The 23920-nt window shown below is 54.5% G+C and carries 20 protein-coding genes; 9 read left to right on the top strand and 11 right to left on the bottom strand.

All coding sequences use genetic code 11. From position 1 onward, the window contains the following. Nucleotides 1-15 precede the first annotated feature (15 nt). The 3 genes from WKJ04_RS04220 to WKJ04_RS04210 all read left to right on the top strand — a co-directional run bounded on the left by WKJ04_RS04220 (nt 16) and on the right by WKJ04_RS04210 (nt 2462). A complete protein-coding gene (locus WKJ04_RS04220; protein WP_337879256.1) occupies nt 16-480 on the top strand; it encodes a hypothetical protein in 465 nt (154 codons plus the stop codon). Between the two features lie 125 nt (nt 481-605). Next, nucleotides 606-1478, top strand: a complete 873-nt coding sequence (locus tag WKJ04_RS04215) for an HDOD domain-containing protein (protein WP_337879255.1) — start codon at nt 606-608, stop codon at nt 1476-1478. A 24-nt stretch (nt 1479-1502) separates the two neighbouring features. Continuing rightward, complete coding sequence (locus WKJ04_RS04210) at nt 1503-2462, top strand: tRNA-dihydrouridine synthase (RefSeq protein ID WP_337879254.1); 960 nt, start codon at nt 1503-1505, stop codon at nt 2460-2462. 745 nt (nt 2463-3207) lie between these two features. Here WKJ04_RS04210 and WKJ04_RS04205 read toward each other — a convergent pair. Next, nucleotides 3208-4302 carry an iron-sulfur cluster-binding domain-containing protein gene (locus WKJ04_RS04205; RefSeq protein ID WP_337879253.1) on the bottom strand — a complete coding sequence of 365 codons (1095 nt, stop codon included), beginning with the start codon at nt 4300-4302 and terminating at the stop codon, nt 3208-3210. A 159-nt stretch (nt 4303-4461) separates the two neighbouring features. Between WKJ04_RS04205 and htpX the strand changes: the two genes are divergently transcribed. Continuing rightward, nucleotides 4462-5352 (top strand): protease HtpX, encoded by an 891-nt coding sequence (htpX, locus tag WKJ04_RS04200; protein WP_337879252.1) that lies wholly within the window; start codon nt 4462-4464, stop codon nt 5350-5352. A 110-nt stretch (nt 5353-5462) separates the two neighbouring features. After that, the gene (locus WKJ04_RS04195) at nt 5463-6146 is read left to right on the top strand and encodes a hypothetical protein (protein ID WP_337879251.1); all 684 of its coding nucleotides are present in this window, start codon (nt 5463-5465) and stop codon (nt 6144-6146) included. Between the two features lie 6 nt (nt 6147-6152). Here the strand turns inward: WKJ04_RS04195 and WKJ04_RS04190 are convergent, their stop codons facing one another. The 4 genes from WKJ04_RS04190 to WKJ04_RS04175 all read right to left on the bottom strand — a co-directional run bounded on the left by WKJ04_RS04190 (nt 6153) and on the right by WKJ04_RS04175 (nt 9798). Beyond that, the gene (locus WKJ04_RS04190) at nt 6153-6557 is read right to left on the bottom strand and encodes a VOC family protein (protein WP_337879250.1); all 405 of its coding nucleotides are present in this window, start codon (nt 6555-6557) and stop codon (nt 6153-6155) included. A 193-nt stretch (nt 6558-6750) separates the two neighbouring features. Then, the gene (gene tdh / locus WKJ04_RS04185) at nt 6751-7776 is read right to left on the bottom strand and encodes an L-threonine 3-dehydrogenase (RefSeq protein ID WP_337879314.1); all 1026 of its coding nucleotides are present in this window, start codon (nt 7774-7776) and stop codon (nt 6751-6753) included. Between the two features lie 9 nt (nt 7777-7785). Then, on the bottom strand, nt 7786-8982 hold the full coding sequence (locus tag WKJ04_RS04180) for a glycine C-acetyltransferase (RefSeq protein WP_337879249.1): 1197 nt from the start codon (nt 8980-8982) through the stop codon (nt 7786-7788). Between the two features lie 156 nt (nt 8983-9138). Beyond that, nucleotides 9139-9798 carry a TetR/AcrR family transcriptional regulator gene (locus tag WKJ04_RS04175; protein ID WP_337879248.1) on the bottom strand — a complete coding sequence of 220 codons (660 nt, stop codon included), beginning with the start codon at nt 9796-9798 and terminating at the stop codon, nt 9139-9141. 111 nt (nt 9799-9909) lie between these two features. Between WKJ04_RS04175 and coaD the strand changes: the two genes are divergently transcribed. From coaD to WKJ04_RS04160, 3 genes are all read left to right on the top strand, one after another. Further along, complete coding sequence (gene coaD, locus WKJ04_RS04170; RefSeq protein ID WP_337879247.1) at nt 9910-10401, top strand: pantetheine-phosphate adenylyltransferase; 492 nt, start codon at nt 9910-9912, stop codon at nt 10399-10401. Between the two features lie 13 nt (nt 10402-10414). Next, nucleotides 10415-11830, top strand: a complete 1416-nt coding sequence (locus tag WKJ04_RS04165) for a capsule assembly Wzi family protein (RefSeq protein WP_337879246.1) — start codon at nt 10415-10417, stop codon at nt 11828-11830. Nucleotides 11831-12448: 618 nt separating this feature from the next. Beyond that, on the top strand, nt 12449-14215 hold the full coding sequence (locus WKJ04_RS04160; protein ID WP_337879245.1) for a DUF885 domain-containing protein: 1767 nt from the start codon (nt 12449-12451) through the stop codon (nt 14213-14215). A 51-nt stretch (nt 14216-14266) separates the two neighbouring features. Here the strand turns inward: WKJ04_RS04160 and WKJ04_RS04155 are convergent, their stop codons facing one another. The 5 genes from WKJ04_RS04155 to WKJ04_RS04135 all read right to left on the bottom strand — a co-directional run bounded on the left by WKJ04_RS04155 (nt 14267) and on the right by WKJ04_RS04135 (nt 19821). Next, complete coding sequence (locus tag WKJ04_RS04155) at nt 14267-15352, bottom strand: heparan-alpha-glucosaminide N-acetyltransferase domain-containing protein (RefSeq protein WP_337879244.1); 1086 nt, start codon at nt 15350-15352, stop codon at nt 14267-14269. A 57-nt stretch (nt 15353-15409) separates the two neighbouring features. After that, nucleotides 15410-16708, bottom strand: a complete 1299-nt coding sequence (locus tag WKJ04_RS04150; protein ID WP_337879243.1) for a sugar MFS transporter — start codon at nt 16706-16708, stop codon at nt 15410-15412. Nucleotides 16709-16778: 70 nt separating this feature from the next. After that, nucleotides 16779-17891 carry an N-acetylglucosamine-6-phosphate deacetylase gene (gene nagA, locus WKJ04_RS04145; RefSeq protein ID WP_337879242.1) on the bottom strand — a complete coding sequence of 371 codons (1113 nt, stop codon included), beginning with the start codon at nt 17889-17891 and terminating at the stop codon, nt 16779-16781. An 8-nt stretch (nt 17892-17899) separates the two neighbouring features. Continuing rightward, nucleotides 17900-18898 carry an SIS domain-containing protein gene (locus WKJ04_RS04140; protein WP_337879241.1) on the bottom strand — a complete coding sequence of 333 codons (999 nt, stop codon included), beginning with the start codon at nt 18896-18898 and terminating at the stop codon, nt 17900-17902. Nucleotides 18899-18927: 29 nt separating this feature from the next. Then, nucleotides 18928-19821: a BadF/BadG/BcrA/BcrD ATPase family protein gene (locus WKJ04_RS04135; protein WP_337879240.1), complete on the bottom strand. Its 894-nt coding sequence runs from the start codon at nt 19819-19821 to the stop codon at nt 18928-18930. A 354-nt stretch (nt 19822-20175) separates the two neighbouring features. On the opposite strand from WKJ04_RS04135, the gene WKJ04_RS04130 reads away from it, so the two are divergent. Continuing rightward, nucleotides 20176-22722 carry a family 20 glycosylhydrolase gene (locus WKJ04_RS04130; RefSeq protein ID WP_337879239.1) on the top strand — a complete coding sequence of 849 codons (2547 nt, stop codon included), beginning with the start codon at nt 20176-20178 and terminating at the stop codon, nt 22720-22722. Between the two features lie 61 nt (nt 22723-22783). On the opposite strand, the gene WKJ04_RS04125 is transcribed toward WKJ04_RS04130, so the two are convergent. Next, the gene (locus WKJ04_RS04125; RefSeq protein WP_337879238.1) at nt 22784-23782 is read right to left on the bottom strand and encodes a Gfo/Idh/MocA family oxidoreductase; all 999 of its coding nucleotides are present in this window, start codon (nt 23780-23782) and stop codon (nt 22784-22786) included. Nucleotides 23783-23920: the final 138 nt, after the last annotated feature.

Genomic DNA, 23920 nt, shown 5'->3' with positions numbered 1-23920 from the left:
TGAGGACAGCCGCCCATGTCAGACAGCTCTTTAATTCTTCTCTACGATCCTGCTTTTGATGATATGGACGCTGAAGGCTGCCCGGGTTTCGGTTATGTACTGCTATTCAGCGAAGAGCACTCAGAGCAGTACCAGAGCGGAGACAACCCGCCATTCCCGGCCGTCTCCATGCTGTTCACAGACCATGCCGATGGCAGTATCAGCGGTGATTTATTGGGTTGGGCTCACCTGGATGCGCCTATTTTTCAGAGTTTTCCGTTAGGCCAGTTTTTTCAACTGATGGAACAGGCCGCCCAAGTGGCCATCAATGCCTACCGCCAGGTCGGCCAGGTGCCGGACCGGCTGATCGCCGAACTGATGCCGGATGAAGATTTGATTCAGTTTGATGTGCAGTTTGGACAGCTGGAACTGTCCGACGCCGACGCCGAACAGCAACTGGCCAAACAAATGATGGCCGGCCGGCCTTATCTGGATTCATAAAGCGGTTCTGAGTCAGAAAATCTGCTAAAAAAACGGCGTCAAACCAGCGCCGTTTTTGCTTTTTAAGCGCCGGGCTTTTACTATAAGCGCTTTGTTTCATTCAATCGTCAGAACAGGTTTGTGGTATGGCCAAAGCAATCAATATGGCAGTGGTAGAACAGGCACTGAGTGGTTTTACTATTCCGCCTCAGCCAGGCGTGTTACTGGCGATTAAAGCCGAAATAGAAAGCGACGATCCGAATATCCACCGCATTGCCGAACTGATCAATCAGGACGTCGGCATCGCCGGATTTACGCTGAAAGTTGTGAACTCGGTGTACTTTGGCCTGCGCCGTAAAGTCAGCTCTGTTGAGCATGCCTGCAAGTACCTGGGCCTGAACCGGGTGATCAAGCTGGTCAGCTCGGTGGTGCTGCGTTTTACCCTGAGCCAGGGCAAAACCGACAGATTCACCACAGCCCTGTGGCACAGTGCCACTCAGGTGGCCAATGCCGCCATGTTGATTGCCCAGCAATTGCGACTGGGTTCAGACACAGTGGACGATGCCTACAGCCTGGGGTTATTCCACAATGCCGGTATGGCACTGATTGCCGGTCAGTTCCCAGATTACGCCAAAGTACTGAAGCAAGGCTTGCAGCAAGGCGTCAGCCTGCCAGAAAGCGAACAACAGCATTTTGAAACCAGCCATGAACTGTTGGGTTATATGATTGCCCAGTCCTGGGGCCTGGCGCCCGAGCTGGCCAATGTCATTGCTTATCACCACAGCCCGGCCCTGATGCTGGTATCGGACGACCTGTATGAAAAACGCCTGTTTGCCTTGCTGAAACTGGCGGAACATATGACGGAAGAAAACCGTGTTCTGCTGGACTCAGATCAGGATCCGGAATGGCAGCAGTACAAAACTACCCTGCTGGACCTGCTGGAACTGGACGAGCTGAGCCTGCATGATTTAGGCGATTACCTGGCCCAACATGAAGTGCCAAACTGTTACCACCACTGAGTTTCCCTCAGCCATCGAGCCCTTATGCGAATAGTCTTAGCCCCCATGGAGGGCGTGGTCGACCACCTGATGCGGGATATGCTGACCCGTATCGGTGGCTTCGACTTGTGTGTCACTGAATTTGTCCGGGTGGTGGATATGAAACTGCCACGCCGGGTGTTTTACCGGCTTTGCCCTGAGCTGGGCCAGGGCGGAAAAACGCCGTCCGGGGTGCCGGTGAAAATCCAGCTGTTAGGGCAAGATCCGAACTGGCTGGCAGAAAATGCGCTGAAGGCGGTGGAACTGGGGTCACCCGGTGTGGATTTAAACTTCGGCTGCCCGGCCAAGATGGTCAATAAAAACAAGGGTGGCGCCGTACTGCTGAAAGAAACCGACACCCTGTACCAGATTGTCAAAACAGTGCGGGCCGCTGTCCCCGCCGCTTTTCCGGTCACCGCCAAAATCCGCCTGGGCTTTGATGACACCAGCCTGACACTGGACAATGCGCGCGCCTTGTATGAAGCCGGTGCAACTGAGCTGACGGTGCATGCCCGTACCAAAGCAGACGGCTACCGGCCACCGGCTTATTGGCCATGGATTGAAAAAATCCGTGCCGTGGTGCCCATTAATGTGATTGCCAATGGCGAGATCTGGACACCGGCCGATGCCGCTTTGTGCCAGCAACAATCTGGCTCCGCCGATATTATGCTGGGCCGTGGTGCGCTCGCCAGGCCAAGCTTAGCCAAAGAGATAGTGGCTGCACGCTCAGGCACAGCGGAACAGGCGATGCCCTGGCCTGAAGTGCTTGAATTGTTGTTGCAGTATTCCGACTACGAAATTGCCGGCGACAAAGGCCTGTATTATTCCAACCGGATCAAACAGTGGTTCAGCTACCTGAAACTGCAGTACCCCGAAGCCGACATGCTTTTCAGCGAGTTGCGGCTGCAGCGCAAAGCGGAAGAAATAGTCCGGACACTGCAGCAGGCGCTGCGCCAGTTAAATTGAAAAAAGAACAAGCTCAGGCTTAATGCGAGTCAGATAAGCAGTTTTTATGCAAAAACTGCTTATCTATTCACTCGTGGGTTCAGATGCAGCGGAAAAGGCAAAGCCCACGCAGCCACGCCGTAAACCCATCCCTGGGGGGCAGCGCAGCGTGTTGTTCGGTGTCCGGCCCTTTGCAGAGCAAAGGGCGTGATGGCGGCGGTAAGCCAAATGGTTGGCTTACCGAAATCCCGCAATCACCCTCACAGGGTCTGCTTAGTTCTTTGCCTTTCCTCGCTTTGGATGGATTCACGCAGTCCAATGATTTGTTGCAAGTAAATCCGTCTACTGTAGCCAAGCTCCCGTTGAGGCGAGCCGCTGAAAAACGATGATTTGAGGTTTTAAGCTGGTGGGTGTCTGAGCGAGGCGTTGCCGAGCGAGTTACGCCAGCGCCTCAAATCATTGAATTTTCAGCGGGCTTTATGCGGACTGCGTCCTTCCCTTCGGGCCAGCTAAAGCTGTTCAGCGCAAGCGCTGTCGAGCCGAACCGGGTCGCTTTTAGAATTGGCTCCTGCCAATTTCCCCTTCGGGCCAGCCTTCGGCTGTTAAAGCAGGCGTCCTGCCTGCTTTTGCTTTGGACACTTTCTTTTGTCGAGACAAAAGAAAGTGTCTCGCCAAAGGCGAAACAACCATGCTAAAGACAAAGAAAATGTCTATTCTTCAGCACAAAAAAACAATGCCAGTCGCTTAACTGACTGGCATTACCAGCTCAGGCTGGTTCTGCTTTAGTGAGCGGCGGTACCGGCTCACTGACCACCCCGGCCTCAGCGTCAAGGCTGGTCAATACCAAAGCAGACGTTGGCTGAATACAGCACGCCAGCACTTCATCATCGCCACAATGCACAGCAGCATCCAGCACCTGTTTATACTCACCACTGAGCACCCGCACTTTGCACAAACCACAGGAGCCGCCTTTGCAGTCATAACTCAAGGGCACAGACGCGGCAATCAGCGCATCCAGCACAGACCTTTGCCCCATACTGTCCGCCTGGTGGCCATCCATCTCAATACTGAAACTCTGGATACTGGCTGCGGCACTGAACGGTTCGTTAAAGCACTGATGCGCCCCCAGAATGGACAAATCGCAAATCAGCTTCTCTGTCATCAGGGCTTTGCAGCAAAAGTAATACTGGGCGGAAACGCCACCCAATTTAAACAGCAGGCCAGCATCAATACGACCAGCCCTCCCTGCCCAGCCCGCCTCAGGCTGGCTCAGACAAGGCACCAGTGTGAATGCCGGTAAACGCCGCAGCATTGGATAAAACAGCAAATCGGCCTGATTGCGCGCCTGGTACACCAGCGTCACCTGCCGGCGTTGCCGGATCGCCTGCAGCGCCATCGCCAGCAAGGGCGTAATACCCACCCCAGCGGCCACCAGCACCACAGGAGCGCGGCCCGGTTTCAGGCTGAAATGGCCACGGGGGTACGAACAGAGCACCGTATCCAGTGTCTCCGCCTTTTGAAACAACGCCTGGCTCAAGCGGCCGTCTGGCTCAGCTTTCACCACCAGTTGGTAATAACGCCGCTGGGAACAGTCACTGGCAATGGAATAAGCGCGCGATACAGCTTTCCCCGCTAAATCAGTGCCATATAACAATAAATGCTGACCAGCCCTGGCTTTGGGTAACAAAGCGCCCTCCGGATGCCGTAACCAGAGCTTCAGATAAGCGCCCTGCCGTTTCACCCGGTACAGTTGCAAATTCAGACGCCGCGCTTCGGCATAAGGCTCATACCAATGCCACCACAGCCCACGACCCAACCAGAATAACGCCAGCAACGACAAGGCAAAAACCAGACCCCACATGCCCGCGACTCCAAATACGAATAATTCTCAAATGATAACTGATCTCAACGTCAGCGCCAAGTCGTTCTGTCTTATCTGATATTTCATTCGTCAAAAACTGATTTTATTTAACTTTTATTCGGATAAACTTTCGTTCAGTAACTCAAAAAGGGGTTGATGATGAAACGTATCTTCTTGTTCTTAATTACAAACCTGGCAGTGATGCTGGTGTTAAGTGTGGTGCTGAGCATTGTGTTCAGTGTCTTTGGTCTGGACCGCAGCAGCATGAGTGGCCTGTTGGTGATGGCGGCTGTGTTTGGCTTTGGTGGTTCTTTTATCTCTCTGGCAATGTCCAAGTGGATGGCCAAACGCTCCACCGGGGCCGTAGTGATTGAACAACCACAAAACTCCACAGAACACTGGCTGGTCGACACAGTGCGCCGTCAGGCACAGCAAGCCGGTATTGGTATGCCGGAAGTGGCGATTTACGACTCACCTGAGATGAACGCCTTTGCCACAGGTATGAACCGCAATAATGCGCTGGTTGCTGTCAGCACGGGCTTGCTGCACAACATGAGTCAGCAGGAAGTGGAAGCCGTGCTGGCACATGAAGTGTCGCACGTGGCCAACGGCGACATGGTGACACTGACCTTAATTCAGGGCGTGGTGAACACCTTTGTGATCTTCTTTGCCCGCCTGGTGGCCGGTGTGATTGATAACTTCTTCCGCTCCAGCGACGAAGAAGAGAGCGCCAGCGAAGGTGGTTTCAGCGTCAGCTACATGATCATCACATTTATTCTGGAAATGATTTTCGGTGTGCTGGCCAGCATCATTGTGATGTGGTTCTCACGCCAGCGTGAATACCGTGCCGACGCCGGTGCTGCCCGCCTGGTGGGTGCACCCGCCATGGTGGCCGCACTGGAACGTTTGCGTCACAACCACGAAAGCCAGCTGCAAGGGTCCATGATGGCCTTTGGTATCGCCAGCAAAACTGCCAGCAGCGAGTTGTTCTTAAGCCACCCGCCACTGGAAAAACGTATTGCCGCGCTGCAGAACAACACAGTGGTCTAAAGCACCCCAGGTCGAAAAGGGAGCCGATTGGCTCCCTTTTTATCTGATTTAACAGGGAATTATCCGCCACACCCTCAGTCCAAGCTGCATTCGTTGAACGGAGTTGTGGCATGAAAGGATGGCTGGTTTCTTTAGGGGTGCACCTGCTGCTGGTGCTGGGACTGTGGTGGTCTGCCTACCCAACCGCACCAAAAACTATCCCGAAAAAACCCATTCAGGCCTTTACCTATACGCCGCCAAAAGCAGCAGTTCAAGAACTGCCGCCAGCGGTCAGAGTCACTGAACACGCCACACCAGCACCAGCACCAGCACCAGCACCAGCAAAGCCAGTAAAACCCCAAACCCGCACAAGGCCTGAACCAACCACCAAAGCAACGACGCCACCAGCCAGAGCTGCAGCCACAGCCGCCACTGAAGTCAGGTCGTTGAAGCAGGTCACACCACCCGCTGCGCCAGCCACACGGGGTTCGCTGGCCAGCCGGGCTTTATCCTCAGCAACACGATCAGTCGCTACATCAAGTCCAGGCTTTCGCGAACAGCAGGCGAAACAAGACGCCCGGCTGACAGCACCTTCCACAGCACCAGCAACCCGGCCTGCGGCCAGGACCATTAAAAAACTGAGCAATGGTGCTGAGCTGGTGAAAACCGCAGACGGCAGTTGCTGGCAACTGCCCTCTGTGGAGCAGCGGAAAAACGCCATTTGGACCGGCAGCAGTATCCCCTGCGAACCCGATACCACAGTAGAACAACTGAACGAGATTTTTAAAAAGCGTCGGGAACTGCGGCGGGATTAACAGCAATCACCCCTGAGTTGCAGCCGGGTCCATCCAGAAAAACTCCCAAATATGACCATCTAAATCCAGCACACTGCGGCCATACATAAAGCCCAAATCCTGTATCGGGTTCACGTCCGCTGTACCACCGGCACTGCTGGCGGCGGCGCACAGATGATCAACGGCGGCCTTGTCTTCGCAGTTCAGCGCCAGCATCACTTCGCTGCTGCTGTTGGCAGGAACAGGCCGCTGGGTAAAGGTTTGCCATTTGGCATGGGTCAGCAGCATCACAAAAATACTGTCACTCCAGACCATGCAAGCGGCAGTGTCGTCACTGAATTGCGGGTTTTGCACAAAACCCAGGGCCTGATAAAAACTCACAGCGGCGGTTAAGTGACTGACGGGTAAATTGACAAAAATCATTTTCGACATCCGTATTCTCCATCGCTTCATCATTGAGCCACATCAGAATGATGCAACCATCCCTTCTAGTCGACAGCCAAGAGGTATTTTCGACAACAGACCGAAAATTTTTTACCGCCAAAACACAAAGGGGCCAGGTCTTGTATTGTGCATACTCAATGCAAAATACAAGACCTGACCCCTAAGACCCTCAGCTAACCCTTTAGCTCCAGTTCAGCACCACTTTACCAGACTGGCCAGAACACATAATTTCAAAGCCTTTCTGGAAGTCTTCCATTGGCATTTCGTGGGTAATGATTGGGCTTAAATCCAGGCCGGATTGGATCAGGCTGGCCATTTTGTACCAGGTTTCAAACATTTCACGGCCATAAATGCCTTTGATCACCAGGCCTTTGAAAATCACTTTGTTCCAGTCCACCGCCATATCTGACGGCGGAATACCCAACATGGCAATTTTGCCGCCATGGTTGATGGTCTCCAGCATATTGCGGAAGGCCGAAGGCACACCGGACATTTCCAGGCCCACGTCAAAACCTTCGGTCATGCCGAGTTCTTTCATCACGTCCTGCAGGTTTTCCTGGCTGACATCCACAGCGCGGGTCGCGCCCATTTTACGCGCCAGTTCCAGCCGGTACGGGTTCACATCGGTAATGACAATATGACGGGCACCGACATGACAGGCCACCGCCACCGCCATAATGCCGATAGGGCCAGCGCCGGTGATCAGCACGTCTTCGCCCACTAAATCGAATGACAGGGCGGTATGCACTGCATTGCCGAAGGGGTCAAAAATAGCGGCGATATTGTCCGGAATATTGTCCGGAATTTTAAAGACGTTAAAGGCCGGAATGGACAGATATTCGGCAAAAGAGCCTTCGCGGTTCACACCCACACCAATGGTGTTGCGGCACAAATGCACCCGGCCGGCCCGGCAGTTACGGCAGTAACCACAGACCAGATGGCCTTCACCCGACACGCGGTCGCCTTTCACAAAACCGCGGACTTCCGAGCCCATATCCACCACTTCACCCACATACTCGTGGCCCACCACCATGCCATGCGGAATGGTTTTTTGTGCCCATTCGTCCCATTTGTAAATGTGCACGTCAGTGCCGCAAATAGCGGTTTTTTTAATTTTAATCAGAACGTCGTTGGGGCCAACGGTTGGCATCTCAACTTCGGTTTGCCAGATGCCAGGTTCGGCTTTTAATTTGGCTAATGCTTTCATCATCATTCCTCAGGCAATAATGCCCATGTCTTTGCCAATACGGATAAAGGCATCAATGGCTTTGTCTAAATCGGCTCTGCTGTGCGCCGCAGAAATCTGGGTACGAATGCGGGCCTGGCCTTTGGGCACCACAGGAAACGAGAACCCCACCACATAAATGCCTTCAGCCAGCATGCGCTGCGCCATTTCAGCCGCCACTTTGGCATCGCCCAACATCACAGGAATAATAGCGTGGTCTTTACCGGCCAGGGTAAAACCGGCCGCACTCATGCGCTCACGGAAGTAATTGGCGTTTTCCCATAATTTGGCACGCAGTGCATCACCGTCGGCCAACATGTCCAGTACTTTCATGGACGCGGTGACAATAGAGGGCGCCAAGGAGTTGGAGAACAGGTAAGGCCGCGAACGCTGACGCAGCCATTCGATAATTTCTTTTTTACCCGAAGTGTACCCCCCTGAAGCGCCGCCCAAAGCTTTGCCCAAAGTACCGGTAATAATGTCTACTCTGTCCAGTACACCACAGTATTCATGGGTACCGCGGCCCTTCTGACCAACAAAGCCCACCGCATGGCTGTCGTCCACCATCACTAAGGCATTGTACTTGTCAGCCAAATCGCAGACGGATTTTAAGTCGGCAATAACGCCGTCCATCGAAAACACACCGTCAGTGGCAATGAGTTTAAAGCGGGCACCGTCGGCATCAGCCTGTTGCAGCTGCGCTTCCAGCTCCGCCATATCGTTATTGGCGTAACGGTAACGTTTGGCTTTGCATAACCGCACCCCGTCAATAATAGAGGCATGGTTGAGCGCATCCGAAATTACCGCGTCTTCCGGGCCTAAAATGGTTTCAAACAAACCGCCGTTGGCGTCAAAACAGGAGGAATACAAAATGGTGTCTTCGGTGCCTAAGAAGGCGCTGATTTTCGCTTCCAGCGTTTTGTGAATGTCCTGAGTGCCACAGATAAAACGCACTGAAGCCACGCCGAAGCCGTGCGAATCCAGACCTTGTTGTGCCGCCTGAATCAGGTCCGGGCTGTTGGCCAGACCTAAATAGTTATTGGCGCAGAAGTTGAGAACCTGCTCACCGGCCACTGTCACCGCAGCCTGTTGTTGCGAGCTGATAATACGCTCGCCTTTGTATAAACCCTGGGCTTTCACGTCGTCGATTTGTTGTTGTAAGTGCGCCAGGAATGGGGTGGTAGACATGCGACCCTCCGCTTGGGTAATAGGACTTTGGTAAAAAGCGGGCCTATTGTAATCAGGATTGCACAGGCTTGCAGCCCTTTTGCGTTGTGGCTTGCGGCAGATCGGACTAGTCAAACAAAAAAGGCTGCAGTCGCAGCCTTTCGAAATGAAACCGGCTTAAAGCGGCGCTTCCCCCGCCAGTTCAGTAAAATGGCGCTGCAGACGCTCAAAACGTGGCAAAGACTGTTCAGTGGCATAAGGTTTCACTAACAGCAAAACTTTCAGCACCCCCCAGTAGGCATGTTGCTTGTCCAGCTGATGCCCGGGGCACTGGGTTTTCAGGTAACTGACCCAAAAGGACACCACCATCTTAATGGTATGAGCTAAATCCGGAATGTCTGCCTCCTCAATAGCCACCACCTGGGCCTGATTCAGCGCCTGCAACACCGACACCACCCGGCTTTGCACTACTTTTTGCACATTCAGGTAATCCTGCTGCAAAGCGGCGTCGCGCGACAAAATATCCGGCAGGTTGGCGTAAAAAAAGTGAAAACGCCAGACCAACTCAAATACCACATCCAGGTACTGTGCCAGCGAGTCCAGCGCTTCGGCCTGGCCTTTGGGCGGCTGCACCCGGCTTTCCAGTAACTTGGCGTATTCCTTGAAGATATTCCGCACTATGTCTTCTTTATTGCGGAAGTGGTAATACAGATTACCCGGGCTGATGCCGAGGTAGGCTGCAATATGATTGGTGGTGACTGCACGTTCACCCTGTTGATTAAAGAGCTCAATACTGGCCTGCAGTATTTTGTCTTTGGTTCGAAGTTTCTTGTCCATCCGCGTTGTTCTGTTTTGTTTTATGTTATTTTTTTCAGTCTGGTATAGTAACGCCAATTGGATTAAAAACTCTAGTCGTTCGACTACAGGCAAAGGATTCTTACTAACTCAATGAAAACTAAAGCCATTTACCCAGGAACCTTTGACCCCATCACCAATGGCCACAGTGATTTAGTGGCCAGGGCGGCACGGTTGTTTGATGAAGTCATTCTGGCCATTGCCGCCAACCCCAGTAAAAAACCCTTGTTCAGCCTGGATGAGCGGGTGGCCTTGGCCACTGAGTGTTTCGCAGACCTGCCGAATGTGAAAGTGGTAGGCTTTTCCGGTTTATTGGCGGATTTTGCCAAACAGCAAAAAGCCCAGGTGTTATTACGTGGTGTGCGGGCTGTGGCTGATTTTGAGTACGAGTTTCAGCTGGCCAGTATGAACCGGCAACTGAACCCGGACCTGGACAGCCTGTTTATGACGCCGTCAGAAAAAAATACCTTTATCTCCTCAACCTTAGTCAAAGAAGTGGCCCGGCATGGCGGCGATGTCAGCAATTTCGTGTCGGACCATGTCCGCCAGGCGCTGATCGCCCGTTTTGCCGCCCCGTCTGAATAACCAAGGATTTGTTGTGATTCGATTTTGTAAACCAGCCGCCTTAGCTCTGGCGTTATCTGCAGCCTGCGCACAAGCCACGCCCTGGGTCGATACGCAGGACAACTATCTGCGCCAGTCCTTACAAACCTTGTCCCATGCCGGCTTGTTGTCCGGCCCGGTCAATACCTACCCGCTGATGTGGAAAAACATCGCCGCCGATTTACAGGCAGTTAAAGGGGATGACTACAACAGCGAAGTGCGTTTTGCCCTGGCTCATGTGCGTCATGTGCTGCAAACCAATAAAAGCGATAAGACATCCGGTGTCAAACTGAAAGCCAACTCGGAAGTGGCCGGCATTCAGAGTTTTGGCGAAACTTACCCTGACCAGGCTGGTGTGACTGTGTTTAATGAGTTTCAGGGCTCGGTGTTTGCTGGCCGGATGGAAGTGAGTTACCGCGATCTCAATGACACCAGCAACGAGCAGGATGTGGTGTATGACAACAGCTACCTGGCGGCGCTGTTGGGGAATTGGGTGGTTTCGGTGGACCAAATCTCCAACTGGTGGGGGCCAGGTCAGCAGAGTAATTTATTACTCAGCAACAACGCCCGCCCTGTGCCGTCACTGCGCATCAGCCGCCATGGTTGGGACGCCATTGATGCCCCGCTCGTTCGCTGGCTGGGGCCCTGGAATTTCAGCACTTTTGTCGGCATTGGTGAACATAACAGTGCAGTGCCACAAACCCGGTTTTGGGGAGCCCGCTTTAACTTTCGCCCTGCTGCCGCTTTGGAGGTGGGTGTATCCCGTATCAGTCAATGGGGTGGCCAGGGCCGTGGCAACGATTTTTCCGACTGGTGGGATATGGTGCTGAATGATGACGACCAGCAGCCCAACAGTGACCAGCGTGCGGCGCTGGATTTCAGCTATCACCTGCACCAGTTGCCACTGCCTGTCACGGCTTATGCTGAAATTGCCGATGACGACAATGCCGACGGCTGGCCAGAGAACCCGTTACTGCTGCTGGGCCTGCGCAGCTACTGGGGCGACGACAAGGCTATTCATACGGTGAACCTGGAATACTCCGACACCTATATTGATTGCGATGGGTCAACCATCAAAGGGGAATGCGCTTATCAGGGCGAGTTGTATCCGCAAGGCTATAGCCGTTATGGCCGGGTGATTGGCAGCGGTTATGGCCAGGACGCCCGCGTTATCAGTGCCGGTTACCATTACCAGACCTTCGACGGCATCAGCTGGTCAGCGCATTTGTACCGCGCCACTTATTACGATGAAGGCGCTGGCAGCCACAGCTGGCAGCTCAAAGGCGAACACCGCCGCCCGCTGCTGAACGGCCTGCTCAGCCTGCAACTGCGTTACCTGCAGGATTCGCCGCTATTGGTGGCAGGTGGCGACAACCTGGCCGCCGCCGGCACCTGGGAGTACAGGTTCTAAGCCTGGCTTTGTAAGCTGGATTTAGCTTGGATGTCTTGGATTTGTGTAGGGGCGCAGTTTACTGCGCCCTTGGTACCTGCGCAGAACTGCAAATATCTGAATTCGTGTAGGCGGCAGGCAAAGCGGCACGTATCTAAATTCTTATCAGGTGGCAGGCAAAACAGACAGGGGTAACTGCGTAGTGAGCGATATAAAAGTGAGCGCGGGAGGCGCGAACGGGCGAACGCAGTAGTTAGCACTGGCTGGTTTCTACCACCTTAGGCGAATTCGGCTCACACTCAAGGCCGGTTCGCAACCCATAAAAAGCCTTTGCTGCTGGCACAAAAATGAACTTGTGATTGAGTATTTCAGTGGTGGTCAGTTACCTGACCGAACACGCAGGCGTACTTGCAGGATTTCCGGTTGATGATGTGGCTGACCGTGGTGGCGGTACCTCTGCTGTTTTCACTCAAAGCGCCGAAACGCCAGGCCACGGCACCAGCCCAGGCACCCGCTGCCGCGATGGAATAAGCCCAAATACGCCGGACTGTGGCCGCCGCAGGATAGAATTTGCCTGTAAAGACCGGCCACATGCTATGGTGATGCCTGTAAACATCACCTCAGCTTCCGGAGCTTTTTGTGTTGAATCTACGCATACTTCTTTGTATTTCTTTCGCCGCCCTCTGCGGCTTTTCTGCCACCTCTCAGGCCGCCACCGCGACAGAACAACTGCAGCAGGTGATTGACGAGCACTGGCAATACAGCTTGCGGGAAGATCCTGTCACTGCGGGCCGTATGGGTGAGCCCGGTTACAACAACCGCTTACCCGGGGTAACGGCCCAAGACCGCAGCCGTCGCCTGAAGGCGGAACAGCAGCTGCTGAGCCGGTTGAACACCATTGACAGCAGTGCGCTGAGCGATGCCGACCGGGTAAACCAGCAATTACTGGCCTGGGTACTGAAAAACTCCATTGAAGCCAACCTGCTGTTTCTGGACCGTATACCGGCCAATACCTTTTACAGTTTCTGGAGTGCGGCGCTGGATGCCAGCAATGGCCTGCGCATGAGCAAAGTGGCCGACTACCAGGACTACATTGCCAGGATCAACGACTTTGGCCGCTACTTTGACGAGAATATCGCCAATATGCGTGCCGGCATCAAAGACGGCTTTGTGCTGCCGAAGATTGTGGTGCAAGGCATAGCCCCGACCGTACGGGCGCAGGTGTACGCCGACCCGACAAAAAGTAGCCTGTATCAGCCTTTTACCAAATTTCCGGCCAGTTTCAGCCCGAAGCAGCAACAAGAATTGCAGCAGGCTGGCCGTGAAGCGATCAGCCGCAGTGCCATTGCCGCTTTTGCCCGCTTAGCCGATTTCCTCGAAGGCGATTATCTGAAAGCGGCGACAGACAGCCTGGGTGCAGAGCAACTGCCCGGCGGTAAAGCCTATTACCGCCATGCGATCCGAACTTATGTGACGCAGGATTTAGACCCGGCCAGCATTCACCAGACCGGCCTGGCTGAGGTCAAACGCATTCGTGCCGAAATGGATGCCCTGATTCAGCAAACCGGCTTTCAAGGCAGCTTTGCCGACTTTACCCAGTTCCTGCGTACCGACCCGCAGTTTTATGCCAAAACCCCAGTGGAGCTGCTCAAAGAGGCCTCGTACATTGCCAAACGTATTGATTACCGCCTGCCGGAGTTTTTTGGCAAGCTGCCCCGCCTGCCTTATGGCGTGGTGCCGGTGCCGGATGAAATAGCCCCCAACTACACCACCGCTTCCTACAATGGGGCTGCGATTGGTGGCATTCGTGGTGGTGCGTATTGGGTCAATACCCATACGCTGGACCAGCGGCCGCTCTATGAGCTGGTGGCGCTGACGCTGCATGAATCTGTGCCTGGTCACCACCTGCAAAACGCCATTTCGCAGGAGCTGGACAATGTGCCGCCCTTTCGCCGTAACCTGTATTTAAGTGCCTATGGTGAAGGCTGGGGCCTGTATGCCGAACGCCTTGGCGTGGAAATGGGGGTGTATGACACGCCCTACCAGCAGTTTGGCCGCCTGAGTTACGAGATGTGGCGCGCCTGCCGGCTGGTGATTGACACCGGCATTCACTCCCAAGGCTGGAGCCGTCAGCAGGCGCTGGACTACCTGGCGTCCAACACCTCTTTGTCACAGGCCAATGTGCGGGCCGAAGTGGACCGTTATATTTCCTGGCCTGGTCAGGCGCTGTCTTACAAAATGGGGGAAATTAAAATTCGCCAGCTGCGCGCCAAAGCGGAACAAGAACTGGGTGACCAGTTTAACCTGCGCGATTTCCATGATGCCTTATTAGCCAACGGCGCCTTGCCGCTGGAAGTGCTGGATGCAGAAATAGACAGATATATCCGCAAAGCGAAACAACCCTGAACGCCATACCATGAAAACACCAGGGCCAGCGTCAGCTGGCCTTGGTGTTATTTACAACTTAATAATGATATTGCGTTTATACAGCCACAACGACAGCGCCCAAAACCCCACTACATGCGCCAGTGCAAACAGCAGCGACGCCAGTTTCTCCGGCATCAGGTGCGCCAGTTGCAAAAAGGTCCACTGATAAGCACTGATGGTGCCATCCGCACCCTGCACAGTGATCAGGCCAAAAACCACAGCCCAAACCCAGGACAACACATAAATAAACAAAGGGTTAGTACCGTATACCGTCAAAGGGGACGCCAGTTGCTGCTGGCCTTTTATATCCACCAGCCACACCAACGCCGCCAGCAGCCATAAAATCAGCCCGGTACTGAGTGCCAGGTACGAACCAGACCAGAGCGCCTTATTGATCGGCCAGAGCCAATGCCAGCACAGCGCCAGCACAGTCAGCGCCAGGCCGGCCAGCACCAAACCTCTGACCGCCTGCTGCTGCGACTGCTTTTTCAGCCAGAGCACAGTGGCGTAACCCAAAATCACTGCCGTCACACAAGGCAAGGTACTCAGTAAACCTTCAGGGTCAAACGCAACCCCAAAGCCCTGATACAGATGAGCGGCACCAAAGACCGCCAGATCCAGCTGACGCACCAGGTTATGCTCCAGACTGTAAGGCTGGGCAGACCCCAGCACCAACAGCGCCCAGTAGCCAAAAACCAGCAGTGCAGCGCTCAACCATAAGGCGCGCTTGGGCAAATACAGCACCAGCAAAGCCCCGGCCCAATAGGCCAGACCAATCCGCTGCAACACGCCGGGTAAACGCAATTCAGCCAGCGGCTCAGTAAAAGGCAGGTAATTCAGCAGAATACCCAACGCGATCAATTTCAATGCCCGTTCGCTGATCCGCCAGATTGCAGCCGCTCCGGGCTGCAGTTTTGCCAGCGAAAAATACATCGAGGCACCCACTACAAATAAGAAGGCCGGAAACACCAGATCAGCAAAAGTAAAACCATGCCAGGCGGCATGTAATAAGGGGCTGTACACATGAGCCCAGGACCCCGGGGTATTGACCAGGATCATCAAAGCGATGGCCAGGCCACGTAAAGCGTCGAGTGCATAAAAACGGGAAGCAGACATAGCACCTCAAAAGAAAGGGTCAGAGTCGGGGTCAGAGTGGTACTCTGACCCCATTGGTTAGTTCCAGCTTTGTAATTGATGGCCTTTGACAGCGTAAAACAGAATAAGCGCATAACAGGGCAACATCACCAGATAAGCGCCCTGCTGGCCTAACCCCGTACCACTGAGCAGGCCCCAGAACAACGGACCAAAAGCACCTCCGGCAATGCCCATAATCAGCAAGGCTGAGCCTATGCTGGTTAAAGACCCCAAGCCCGACAAAGCCAAAGGCCAGACCGCAGGCCAGACAATGGCATTGGCCAGACCCAGCACCGCAATAAACAGCAGGGTGTCCGGCAAGGCGGTTCCGCCAAAAGGCACCAGCAACGCATTGGAAATGGCATAAGAGCTGCTGTCCCCTAAGGCCACCACCAGCGTCAGCACCAGGCCCAGTACCGCAGAACTGGCCAGCGCCTGCTGCTGCGATAACACACGCGGAATAAGCACTATGCCCAGCACATAACCCAGCACCATACACACCATAGTGTAGGAGGTCATCACTGTGTAACGCTCCACCCCCAGCGACAAGGCAAACAAGCCAATGGTATCCCCGGCTATCACTTCCACCGCCACATAAACAAACAGCGACAGCACACCCAACACCAACGAAGGTTTGGCCAAAGCGGCTTTCAGCTGCGCCATACCGCGGGCACCGTCCTGCTCTTTTGGCAGCTCAGGCAAAGGTGAATACTTCACCGCCAGCGCCAGTAAAGCCAGAAACACCGCCAGCCCCAGGTAAGGGCCAACTAAACTGGCGGCCATGTCATCTATTTGTTGCGGAGTTAACACCGCATCGGCCGGTGCCGAAAAGCCGCTGACAATCAAGGCAGTAAACACCAAAGGCGCCACCACACCAGCGGTTTTATTCAAAATACCCATAATACTGATGCGCACCGCCGCCGTTTCTTCAGGGCCAATTTTTACCACATAAGGGTTCACCGCGGTTTGCAGCAAGGTCTGGCCTGTGCCTATCACCAGTTGCGCCAACAAAAACAACACAAAGGTCTGGGTTTGGGCGGCTGGAATATACAAAAGCCCGGCCAGCATCATGATCGCCATGCCCAGCGCCATGCCATTTTTATAACCCACTTTGCGGATCACCCAGGCTGAGGGCAAAGCAGTAAAGGTCACGGCTATATAAAAGGAAAACAATACCAGGGAGGCCTGGAACGGCGACAATTGCAGCATTTGTTTTAAATAAGGCATCAGCGAGCCGTTCAGCCAGGTGGCAAACCCCAGCACAAAAAACAGCAATGCCACTATGGCCATTGGCAGCACACTGCTGCGCGCCTTGGATGCGTCGACTGTCATTTCCATAATTCCTTCCTGTTGTTTGTCGTTTTTATTGTTTAACTGCGCGCTCAAGGAGGCGCGCAGGAGTCGAGAATCAGCTCAGTTGCTCTCCCGCCAGATAACAAGCCTGTACCTGACCTTGTGTATCCAGCACCACAAAATCAGCCACGTAACCAGGTTGTAACCGCCCGCGCTCAGTGGCAATACCTAAAAATTCAGCCGGGTACAATGACGCCATACGCAGCGCTTCGCCCTGCTCCAGCCCCAGCTCACGCAGCGCGTACCGTACCGCATCGGCCATATCCAGCACAGAACCGGCCAGGCTGCCTTCGAGGTTGGTCAGCTTATTGCCCTGGCGGATCACTTTGCCTTCAAAAAAGTCGAATTCGCTTTGACTGGTTCCAACAGGGGACATGGCATCTGTCACCAGCAGCAGTTTGCCTTTGGGTTTGGCAGCCAGCGCAACTTTCACTGCCAGCGGGTGAATATGGTGGCCGTCCAGGATCAGGCCACACCAGCTGTGTGGGTCCGCCAAAGCGGCACCGACCACACCGGGCTCGCGTGAGGTTAATGGCGACATCGCATTGTATAAATGGGTAAAACCTGTGGCACCGGCGTCCAGCGCCGCTTGTGTGGTCGCTGCATCTGTATTGCTGTGGCCCAGACACACAATCACATTGGCAGCCACCAATTGGCGAATTTGCTCAGGGCTGACATTCTCGGGTGCCACTGTCACCAGCTTGATACCTAAATCGGTGCGGCGGTAAATGGCCATTTCAGCATCGGACAGCGCCCGGATATGAGCGGTCGGGTGCACACCGCGTTTTGGCACCGACAAATGCGGCCCTTCAAAGTGCACTCCGGCCACACCCGGTTCGCCGGCCGCTATAGCCTGAGCTATCACGTCGGCTGCTGCCTGCATGGTTTCGATCGAGTCGGTGATCACGGTAGGCAGCAATAAGGTGCTGCCAAACTGGCTGTGGGCTTTCACCATAGTGCGCAGCGCGTCCAGGCTGGTGTCGGTGTTAAATAAAGCACCACCACCACCGTTCACCTGCACATCAATAAAACCGGGAGCCAGGGTCAGTGGCAACACGTCCCCCTGAGCCGGTTCAATCCGGACAATACGGCCGTTATGCCAGCTCAGGCATTGATTCTCACGCCAAAGTTCACCGTCAAATAAACGCGCGACTGCAAGCTGCTGCATAAAGGCTCCTAAACAGTTTTAGTCACTTTGTTCAGGCCCGGAGGCGCATCCGGGTTGACGCCACGGGCACGGGCCACAGCTTCCACATCCAGATAAAAACGTTGCAACAACAACAGTGGCAGAATACGCGGGTTGGCGCTGAGTTCACCGTGATGCAGGTGCACAATACGGGCGCCACGGCTGCGCACTTCGGCAATTTGTGCCTGATGTGCCGCATTGGCTTCATCGGCAATGCTGACATCAATAATGGCGAACTGATCTTTCACCAACGTCACAGGGCCATGCAAAAACTCGGCGCTGGAAAAGGCTTCAGCATGAATACCGCAGACTTCTTTCAGCTTCAGCGCAATTTCGCGGCTGACGGCATAACCTGGGCCACGGCCCAGCACCACACAGTGTTTTACCCCGTCCAGGGCTGCGGCAGTCAATTGAGCAGGTAAGGCTTTGGCTTGCTCTAACAATGCCGGCAGAGCCACAACCGCATTTTGCAATTCTTTGCGGCCAGACCAGGCGGCAACCAGTTGCAACAAGGCACTTAAAGTGGCCAGATAGCTTTTGGTCGCGGCCACTGCTTTTTCTTCCCCAACATTAAGCGGCAGCACCTGATCGGCCTGCTCTGCCAGAGGCGATGTGGTGTCATTTACCAGGGCCACCACCAAGGCTCCGGCCGCTTTGGCCATGGCCACCTGCGCCAGAATATCCGGGCTGCGGCCCGACTGCGAAATGACTAATACCAAGGCACCTGTTAAATCCAGCTGTTTGCCATACACACTGGCAATAGAAGGCGCCGCCGCCGCAACCGGCAAGCCAATTTCAATTTCAATCAGGTACTTGGCAAATACGCCTGCGTGGTCAGAAGAGCCACGGCCGACCATATAGACATAACGCGGCTGGCGCTGACGAATAAGCTCTACCACGGCCTGAATGGCACTGGCGTTGCTCTGAAGTTGCTGCTGGATACGTTGTGGGGCTTCGGCCGCTTCACGCGCCATGATGGTACTGGTCATACAAAATTCTCTTTCACTGCTGGTTAAATTCAGACCGGATGCCGCTGGCGGGCAAACCAGATGGCACCAAACTCTGGCGTTTGCAACGCTGCGGTGACCCGGCTTTGCACTTCAGGCGCCAGATAAGGCAATAATTTCTGCGCCAAACCACCAATCAACGACAGGCGCGGTGGGTTAATACTCAACAAACGCAGCGCTATGGCGTCAATATGGGCCGCTGCCCGACGGATAATGTCAGCCGCTATGTCGTCTCCCCGCTCGGCGGCGGTAAACACCAGCGGTGCGTATTTCGCGTAGGTAGTGGGGGTGGCGTGCATAAAGAAATCCACCAGGGCCAGGGTTTCACTGAGTTTCAGCTCATCGCATAACAAATCGGTCAATAAGGTGGCTGGACCCAATAAATCTTTCGCCAGCAATACGTGATGCACCAGCTGCAACCCCACCCAGGCACCGCTGCCATTGTCACCATAAGGGAAGCCATGGCCACCGACTTCAATAATTTCGCCTTTCACGTCGGCCAGACCACAGGAACCAGTTCCGGCAATAATGACTGCGCCGTCACCGCCCTGGTGCGCACCAATACAGGCTACATGCAGGTCGCTGGTCAGGTACATGGCTTTAAAGGGGTGCTGCCAGTCTGAGAAAATACGAAAGTATTCCGGCATATTGACGCCGGCAAGACCAGCGCCAACAATCAGCTTGTGAATGTCTTTGTGTGCCAGACCGGCGCAGGTCAGCGCCTGATGGGTGGCCGATAAAATAGAATCTGTGGCGACTTTCATGCCACGTAAAGGATTGGCCGGGCCAGACAAGCCCTCGCCTACCACCTGATTGTCTGCTGTGGTCAGAATGACGCGGCACTTGCTGCCACCGCCATCAATCCCCAAAAACAATGGGCCTTCATAGCCTACTGCTGTCGTCATCCCATCAACCTCGTTGCATCGTCATACCTGCCCTCTAGCACAGCTTAAGGCTGTCGGGCGTTGCTGTCTGTTATTTCAGCAAAAAGCTGAATTGACAGCGTTGTCATTTTTCCAATTCAGCATATAATAATTTTGACAAATAACAAGACCCTTGTTTAAAAATCGAACTTTAATTTTTGTTAAGCTCCGACAGATGCAAAAATTATTAAATTGAATCAAATAATTATACACTCCAGCCGCTGAAGATAGCAGTGTCTTGGCGAGTGGTCTGCGTTGTCTGTCCCCTGTCTGCGCAGACAGGGAAATCCAGCGAGCCGCCGATGGCTCACTGAACAACAGTTGAGGGAGAGACGAATGCGTTACCTGTTACTACTGCTGAGTTTAACGGCCCAGCCAGTGCTGGCGTTTCAGAGCCAACAGCAACTCGATCAGTTTGCCGAAAAAACCCGCCTGATGTTTGCGGTTAAATCGAACTTTGGCCCGGATCAAAACAAGTTTAGCGGTGAAGTGGTGCTGCAGAACAATTCCAGCCAGAGCCTGAGTAAAGGCACAGCGCCCTGGCGGATTTATTTTCACTCCATCCGGAAAATTAACACCACTGTCAGCGCCGGTCTGGAGCTGAGCCATCTGCAGGGTGATTTGCACCAGATCAAAGCCACCAAAGACTTTGCCGGCCTGGCTCCAGGCCAGACATTACGGCTGGAATTTAACTCCGCCCCCTGGATTGTCAGTTACAGCGACTGGATGCCCAGGGCATTTATCAGCAGCGGCAAACTGAAACCAGCCATTTTTGCCAATACCAACACCGAGGACTTCAGCGCTTTTGTGGAAGCCTCCACCCGGCCTGAACAGTTGCTGCGTTTTAATCAGCCGACGCAGGATTTATACCCAGTGGCCACGCCGGAGTTGCGTTTTGCACAAAACCAGCAGCAACAAAGCGCCACACGCCAAACGGCCCAATGGTCCGTGATCCCGACAGTGCAACAGCGCGAAGATGAAGACGAGCTGACCACTGTTGGGGCCGGCTGGCAACTCTATCATCAGGGCCGGTTAAAACAGGAAGCCGCTTATTTACAGCAGCAACTGAAACTGCAATTTGGTCTGGACCTGCCACTGACCAGCCAGCCAGGCCCACGTCAAATCCAGCTGATCACGGCCGATGATCTGCCGCAGGCCGAAAGTTACCGCTTAACAGTGCAGTCAAACCAGATCCAGCTCAGTGGGGCCGACAACGCCGGTGGTTTTTATGCAGTGCAAAGCCTGCTGGCACTGCTGGAAAAACAGGGAGATAGCCTCCAGCTGCCTCAGACCAAAATCAGTGACTGGCCCCGCTACCGCTGGCGTGGCATGCATTACGACATGGCGCGCAATTTCCACGGCAAAGAGGTGACATTACGGCTGATAGAACAAATGGCCCGTTACAAGCTGAATAAGCTGCACCTGCATCTGACCGAAGATGAAGGCTGGCGTCTGGAAATTCCTGGCTTGCCTGAGCTGACAGAAATAGGCGCCAACCGCTGCTTTGACCTGAGCGAACAGCAGTGTCTGCTGACCCAACTGGGTACAGGGCCAGACAAATCCGGTTCGGGCAACGGCTATTACAGCACAGCCGATTTTATTGCGATCTTAAAATACGCCGCCGAGCGCCATATTGAAGTGATACCGGAAATTGATATGCCAGGCCATGCCCGGGCGGCCGTGAAAGCCATGCAGGCCCGCTACCACAGGCTCAAAGCCCAGGGCAAAGAACAACTGGCCCGCCAGTTTTTATTGTCTGATCCGGACGACAAGTCGGTCTACCTGACTGTGCAGAATTACAACGACAACTCAGTCAATGTCTGCCTGCCATCCAGTTACGCCTTTGTCGATAAAGTGATGTACGAGCTGCAGCAAATGTACCGCCAGGCTGGGTTACGGCTGAACACCTTCCATATGGGTGGGGATGAAGTCGGGGCCGGCTCCTGGACCGCCTCGCCAGCCTGTGCCGCATTAATCGCAGAGCCGGACAATGGCGTGTCCGGCGTGGCGGATTTAAAACCTTATTTTGTCAGCAAAGTGGCGATGCTGGCCGCCAACCGCCAGATGGCGCTGGGTGGCTGGGAAGACGGCCTGATGTACGACGCCAAAACCCCCTTTAACCGGGCTCAGTTTGCCAATCCGGCCGTGATCGCCAATGTCTGGGACAATATCTGGGAATGGGGCGTTGCCGACCGTGCATACCGACTGGCCAACGCCGGCTATCAGGTGGTGCTGTCGCACGGTACCCATCTGTATTTTGACCACCCCTATGAAGCCCATCCGGAAGAACGGGGCTATTACTGGGCTGCCCGCTTTACCGACCTGGCCAAAGTCTTTGGTTATATGCCGGATCACATGTATGCCAATGCCGACAAAACCCGCGAAGGCCAGCCAATTTATGACTTGGAAGCCCTGCTCGGCCGCGAGCTGCCCAAATTGGAGCAGCCGGACAATATTCTGGGTATTCAGGGGCAAGTCTGGAGTGAAACCATCCGCACGGCTGAGCAGTTGGAACAGCTGGTCTACCCCCGTTTACTGGCGCTGGCGGAACGGGCCTGGTACCAGGCGGAATGGGAATCCGATGAGCCGGACCCACAGGCCCGGAACGCCGATTATCAGCGTTTCAGCCTGGCACTGGTGCAACAGGAATTGCCACGTTTGCATGCGGCCGGCGTAGCGCTGTACCTGCCGCCACCTGGCGCGGTGCGGCAGAATGGCCTGTTGCTGGCCAACAGTGCCTGGCATGGTTTAACCATTGAATACAGCACGGACAAGGGCCAGAGCTGGCAGCCTTATACTGAAGCGGTGAAGGTTCCTTCAGGTCCTGTGTTGCTGCGAAGTACAGCGCAAGGCCGCCAGAGCCGGGTCACTCAACTCGACTGAGCTGGTTGGGCTCCAAAAGTGAAACTCGGGCCGGTACTCCACCGGCCTTTTTACTGTGCCATCAGGCCTGAGCAAGGATCCGATCCATCACCCAGTTGGTACGCAGTGCCGTTGCGCCGGTGGACGGATGGCCACTGCCCTGCAGAATGTCCTGCACCATAGTGGCAATATGCGGCTGCTGAATATGTTCAGGGTGAGCCATATGCAGCTCTTGTGTTCCCTCTGCCGTGGTCAGTTTCAGCGGCAGATCATCAAACACGGCACAGTCAATCCGGCCCTGGCTGCCAATAAAACTCAGATGGTCCTGCCGCGCTGCCGACACAAAGTTCCAGTAACCGCTGCCAAGTACGCCGGACTGGAAACGCCAGATCGCCGTCACCGCATCCTCCGCCTGATACAAGCCTTGCTGCCGCGCGGTAAAGCCTTTCACCTCAGCAATATCACCCAGCAGGTACATCAGCAAATCCAGGCCATGGCTGGCCAAATCGACAAAATAACCACCCCCCGCGACCGCAGGGTCGACCCGCCAGTGCGCCTGGCCGCTTAAATCCTGCGCTGAGGCCATGCGGCTGAAATTCCAGTGCACCTGCCGTACTTCGCCAATCCTGCCCTGCTCCAGCCAGGCTTTCAGCTGTAAAAAACGCGGCAAAGAACGACGGTAATAGGCCACATAGAGTGGTAAACCACGTTTTTCAAAGGCCTGCACCATCTCGGCACACTCGGCGGCATTCAGCGCCATGGGTTTTTCGACACAACATAGTTTACCGGCGGCCGCCACCTTTAACGCCAGCTCTTTATGGCTGGCAGGCGGTGTCGCTATATACACCGCATCCACGTCGGCGTCCGCAATTAATGCATCGGCATCACTGTACCAGCGGGCCACCTGATGACGGCGGGCATAATCTGCGGCTTTCGCCGCATCGCGGCGCATCACCGCCACGAGAGCTGACCCCGCTACTTTGGCAAAAGCCGGGCCGCTTTTTAGTTCAGTGACATTACCGCACCCCAAAATGCCCCAGCGTACCAGGCCAGGCACAGGCAAGTTCTTCAATGGCTTCAACGGAGTTCTCCACAGCAGTGGCAAATAAAAAAGCAGGATACCTCAAAGAGGTACCCTGCAAAAACCCGGGGACCAAAGTGCAGCAGCGAAACAGCAAATTCTTGCCTTACACACCACCGCCCTTTGCAGATTGGGCAC

Origin of the sequence: Rheinheimera sp., from assembly GCF_037442345.1 — a bacterium.
Lineage (GTDB): Bacteria > Pseudomonadota > Gammaproteobacteria > Enterobacterales > Alteromonadaceae > Pararheinheimera.
The sequence above is the reverse complement of the archived record's forward strand: the minus strand, read 5'-3'. Positions and strand labels throughout refer to the sequence as shown.

What these genes read in the sequence shown, in the direction of transcription:
- nagA (WP_337879242.1), bottom strand. Translation starts at nt 17,891, where the DNA reads ATGCAGCAGCTTGCAGTCGCGCGTTTATTTGACGGTGAACTTTGGCGT.
- WKJ04_RS04150 (WP_337879243.1), bottom strand. Translation starts at nt 16,708, where the DNA reads ATGGAAATGACAGTCGACGCATCCAAGGCGCGCAGCAGTGTGCTGCCA.
- WKJ04_RS04220 (WP_337879256.1), top strand. Translation starts at nt 16, where the DNA reads ATGTCAGACAGCTCTTTAATTCTTCTCTACGATCCTGCTTTTGATGAT.
- WKJ04_RS04210 (WP_337879254.1), top strand. Translation starts at nt 1,503, where the DNA reads ATGCGAATAGTCTTAGCCCCCATGGAGGGCGTGGTCGACCACCTGATG.
- WKJ04_RS04180 (WP_337879249.1), bottom strand. Translation starts at nt 8,982, where the DNA reads ATGTCTACCACCCCATTCCTGGCGCACTTACAACAACAAATCGACGAC.
- WKJ04_RS04190 (WP_337879250.1), bottom strand. Translation starts at nt 6,557, where the DNA reads ATGTCGAAAATGATTTTTGTCAATTTACCCGTCAGTCACTTAACCGCC.
- WKJ04_RS04155 (WP_337879244.1), bottom strand. Translation starts at nt 15,352, where the DNA reads ATGTCTGCTTCCCGTTTTTATGCACTCGACGCTTTACGTGGCCTGGCC.
- WKJ04_RS04130 (WP_337879239.1), top strand. Translation starts at nt 20,176, where the DNA reads ATGCGTTACCTGTTACTACTGCTGAGTTTAACGGCCCAGCCAGTGCTG.
- WKJ04_RS04195 (WP_337879251.1), top strand. Translation starts at nt 5,463, where the DNA reads ATGAAAGGATGGCTGGTTTCTTTAGGGGTGCACCTGCTGCTGGTGCTG.
- WKJ04_RS04215 (WP_337879255.1), top strand. Translation starts at nt 606, where the DNA reads ATGGCCAAAGCAATCAATATGGCAGTGGTAGAACAGGCACTGAGTGGT.
- coaD (WP_337879247.1), top strand. Translation starts at nt 9,910, where the DNA reads ATGAAAACTAAAGCCATTTACCCAGGAACCTTTGACCCCATCACCAAT.
- WKJ04_RS04205 (WP_337879253.1), bottom strand. Translation starts at nt 4,302, where the DNA reads ATGTGGGGTCTGGTTTTTGCCTTGTCGTTGCTGGCGTTATTCTGGTTG.
- tdh (WP_337879314.1), bottom strand. Translation starts at nt 7,776, where the DNA reads ATGAAAGCATTAGCCAAATTAAAAGCCGAACCTGGCATCTGGCAAACC.
- WKJ04_RS04175 (WP_337879248.1), bottom strand. Translation starts at nt 9,798, where the DNA reads ATGGACAAGAAACTTCGAACCAAAGACAAAATACTGCAGGCCAGTATT.
- WKJ04_RS04135 (WP_337879240.1), bottom strand. Translation starts at nt 19,821, where the DNA reads ATGACGACAGCAGTAGGCTATGAAGGCCCATTGTTTTTGGGGATTGAT.
- htpX (WP_337879252.1), top strand. Translation starts at nt 4,462, where the DNA reads ATGAAACGTATCTTCTTGTTCTTAATTACAAACCTGGCAGTGATGCTG.
- WKJ04_RS04140 (WP_337879241.1), bottom strand. Translation starts at nt 18,898, where the DNA reads ATGACCAGTACCATCATGGCGCGTGAAGCGGCCGAAGCCCCACAACGT.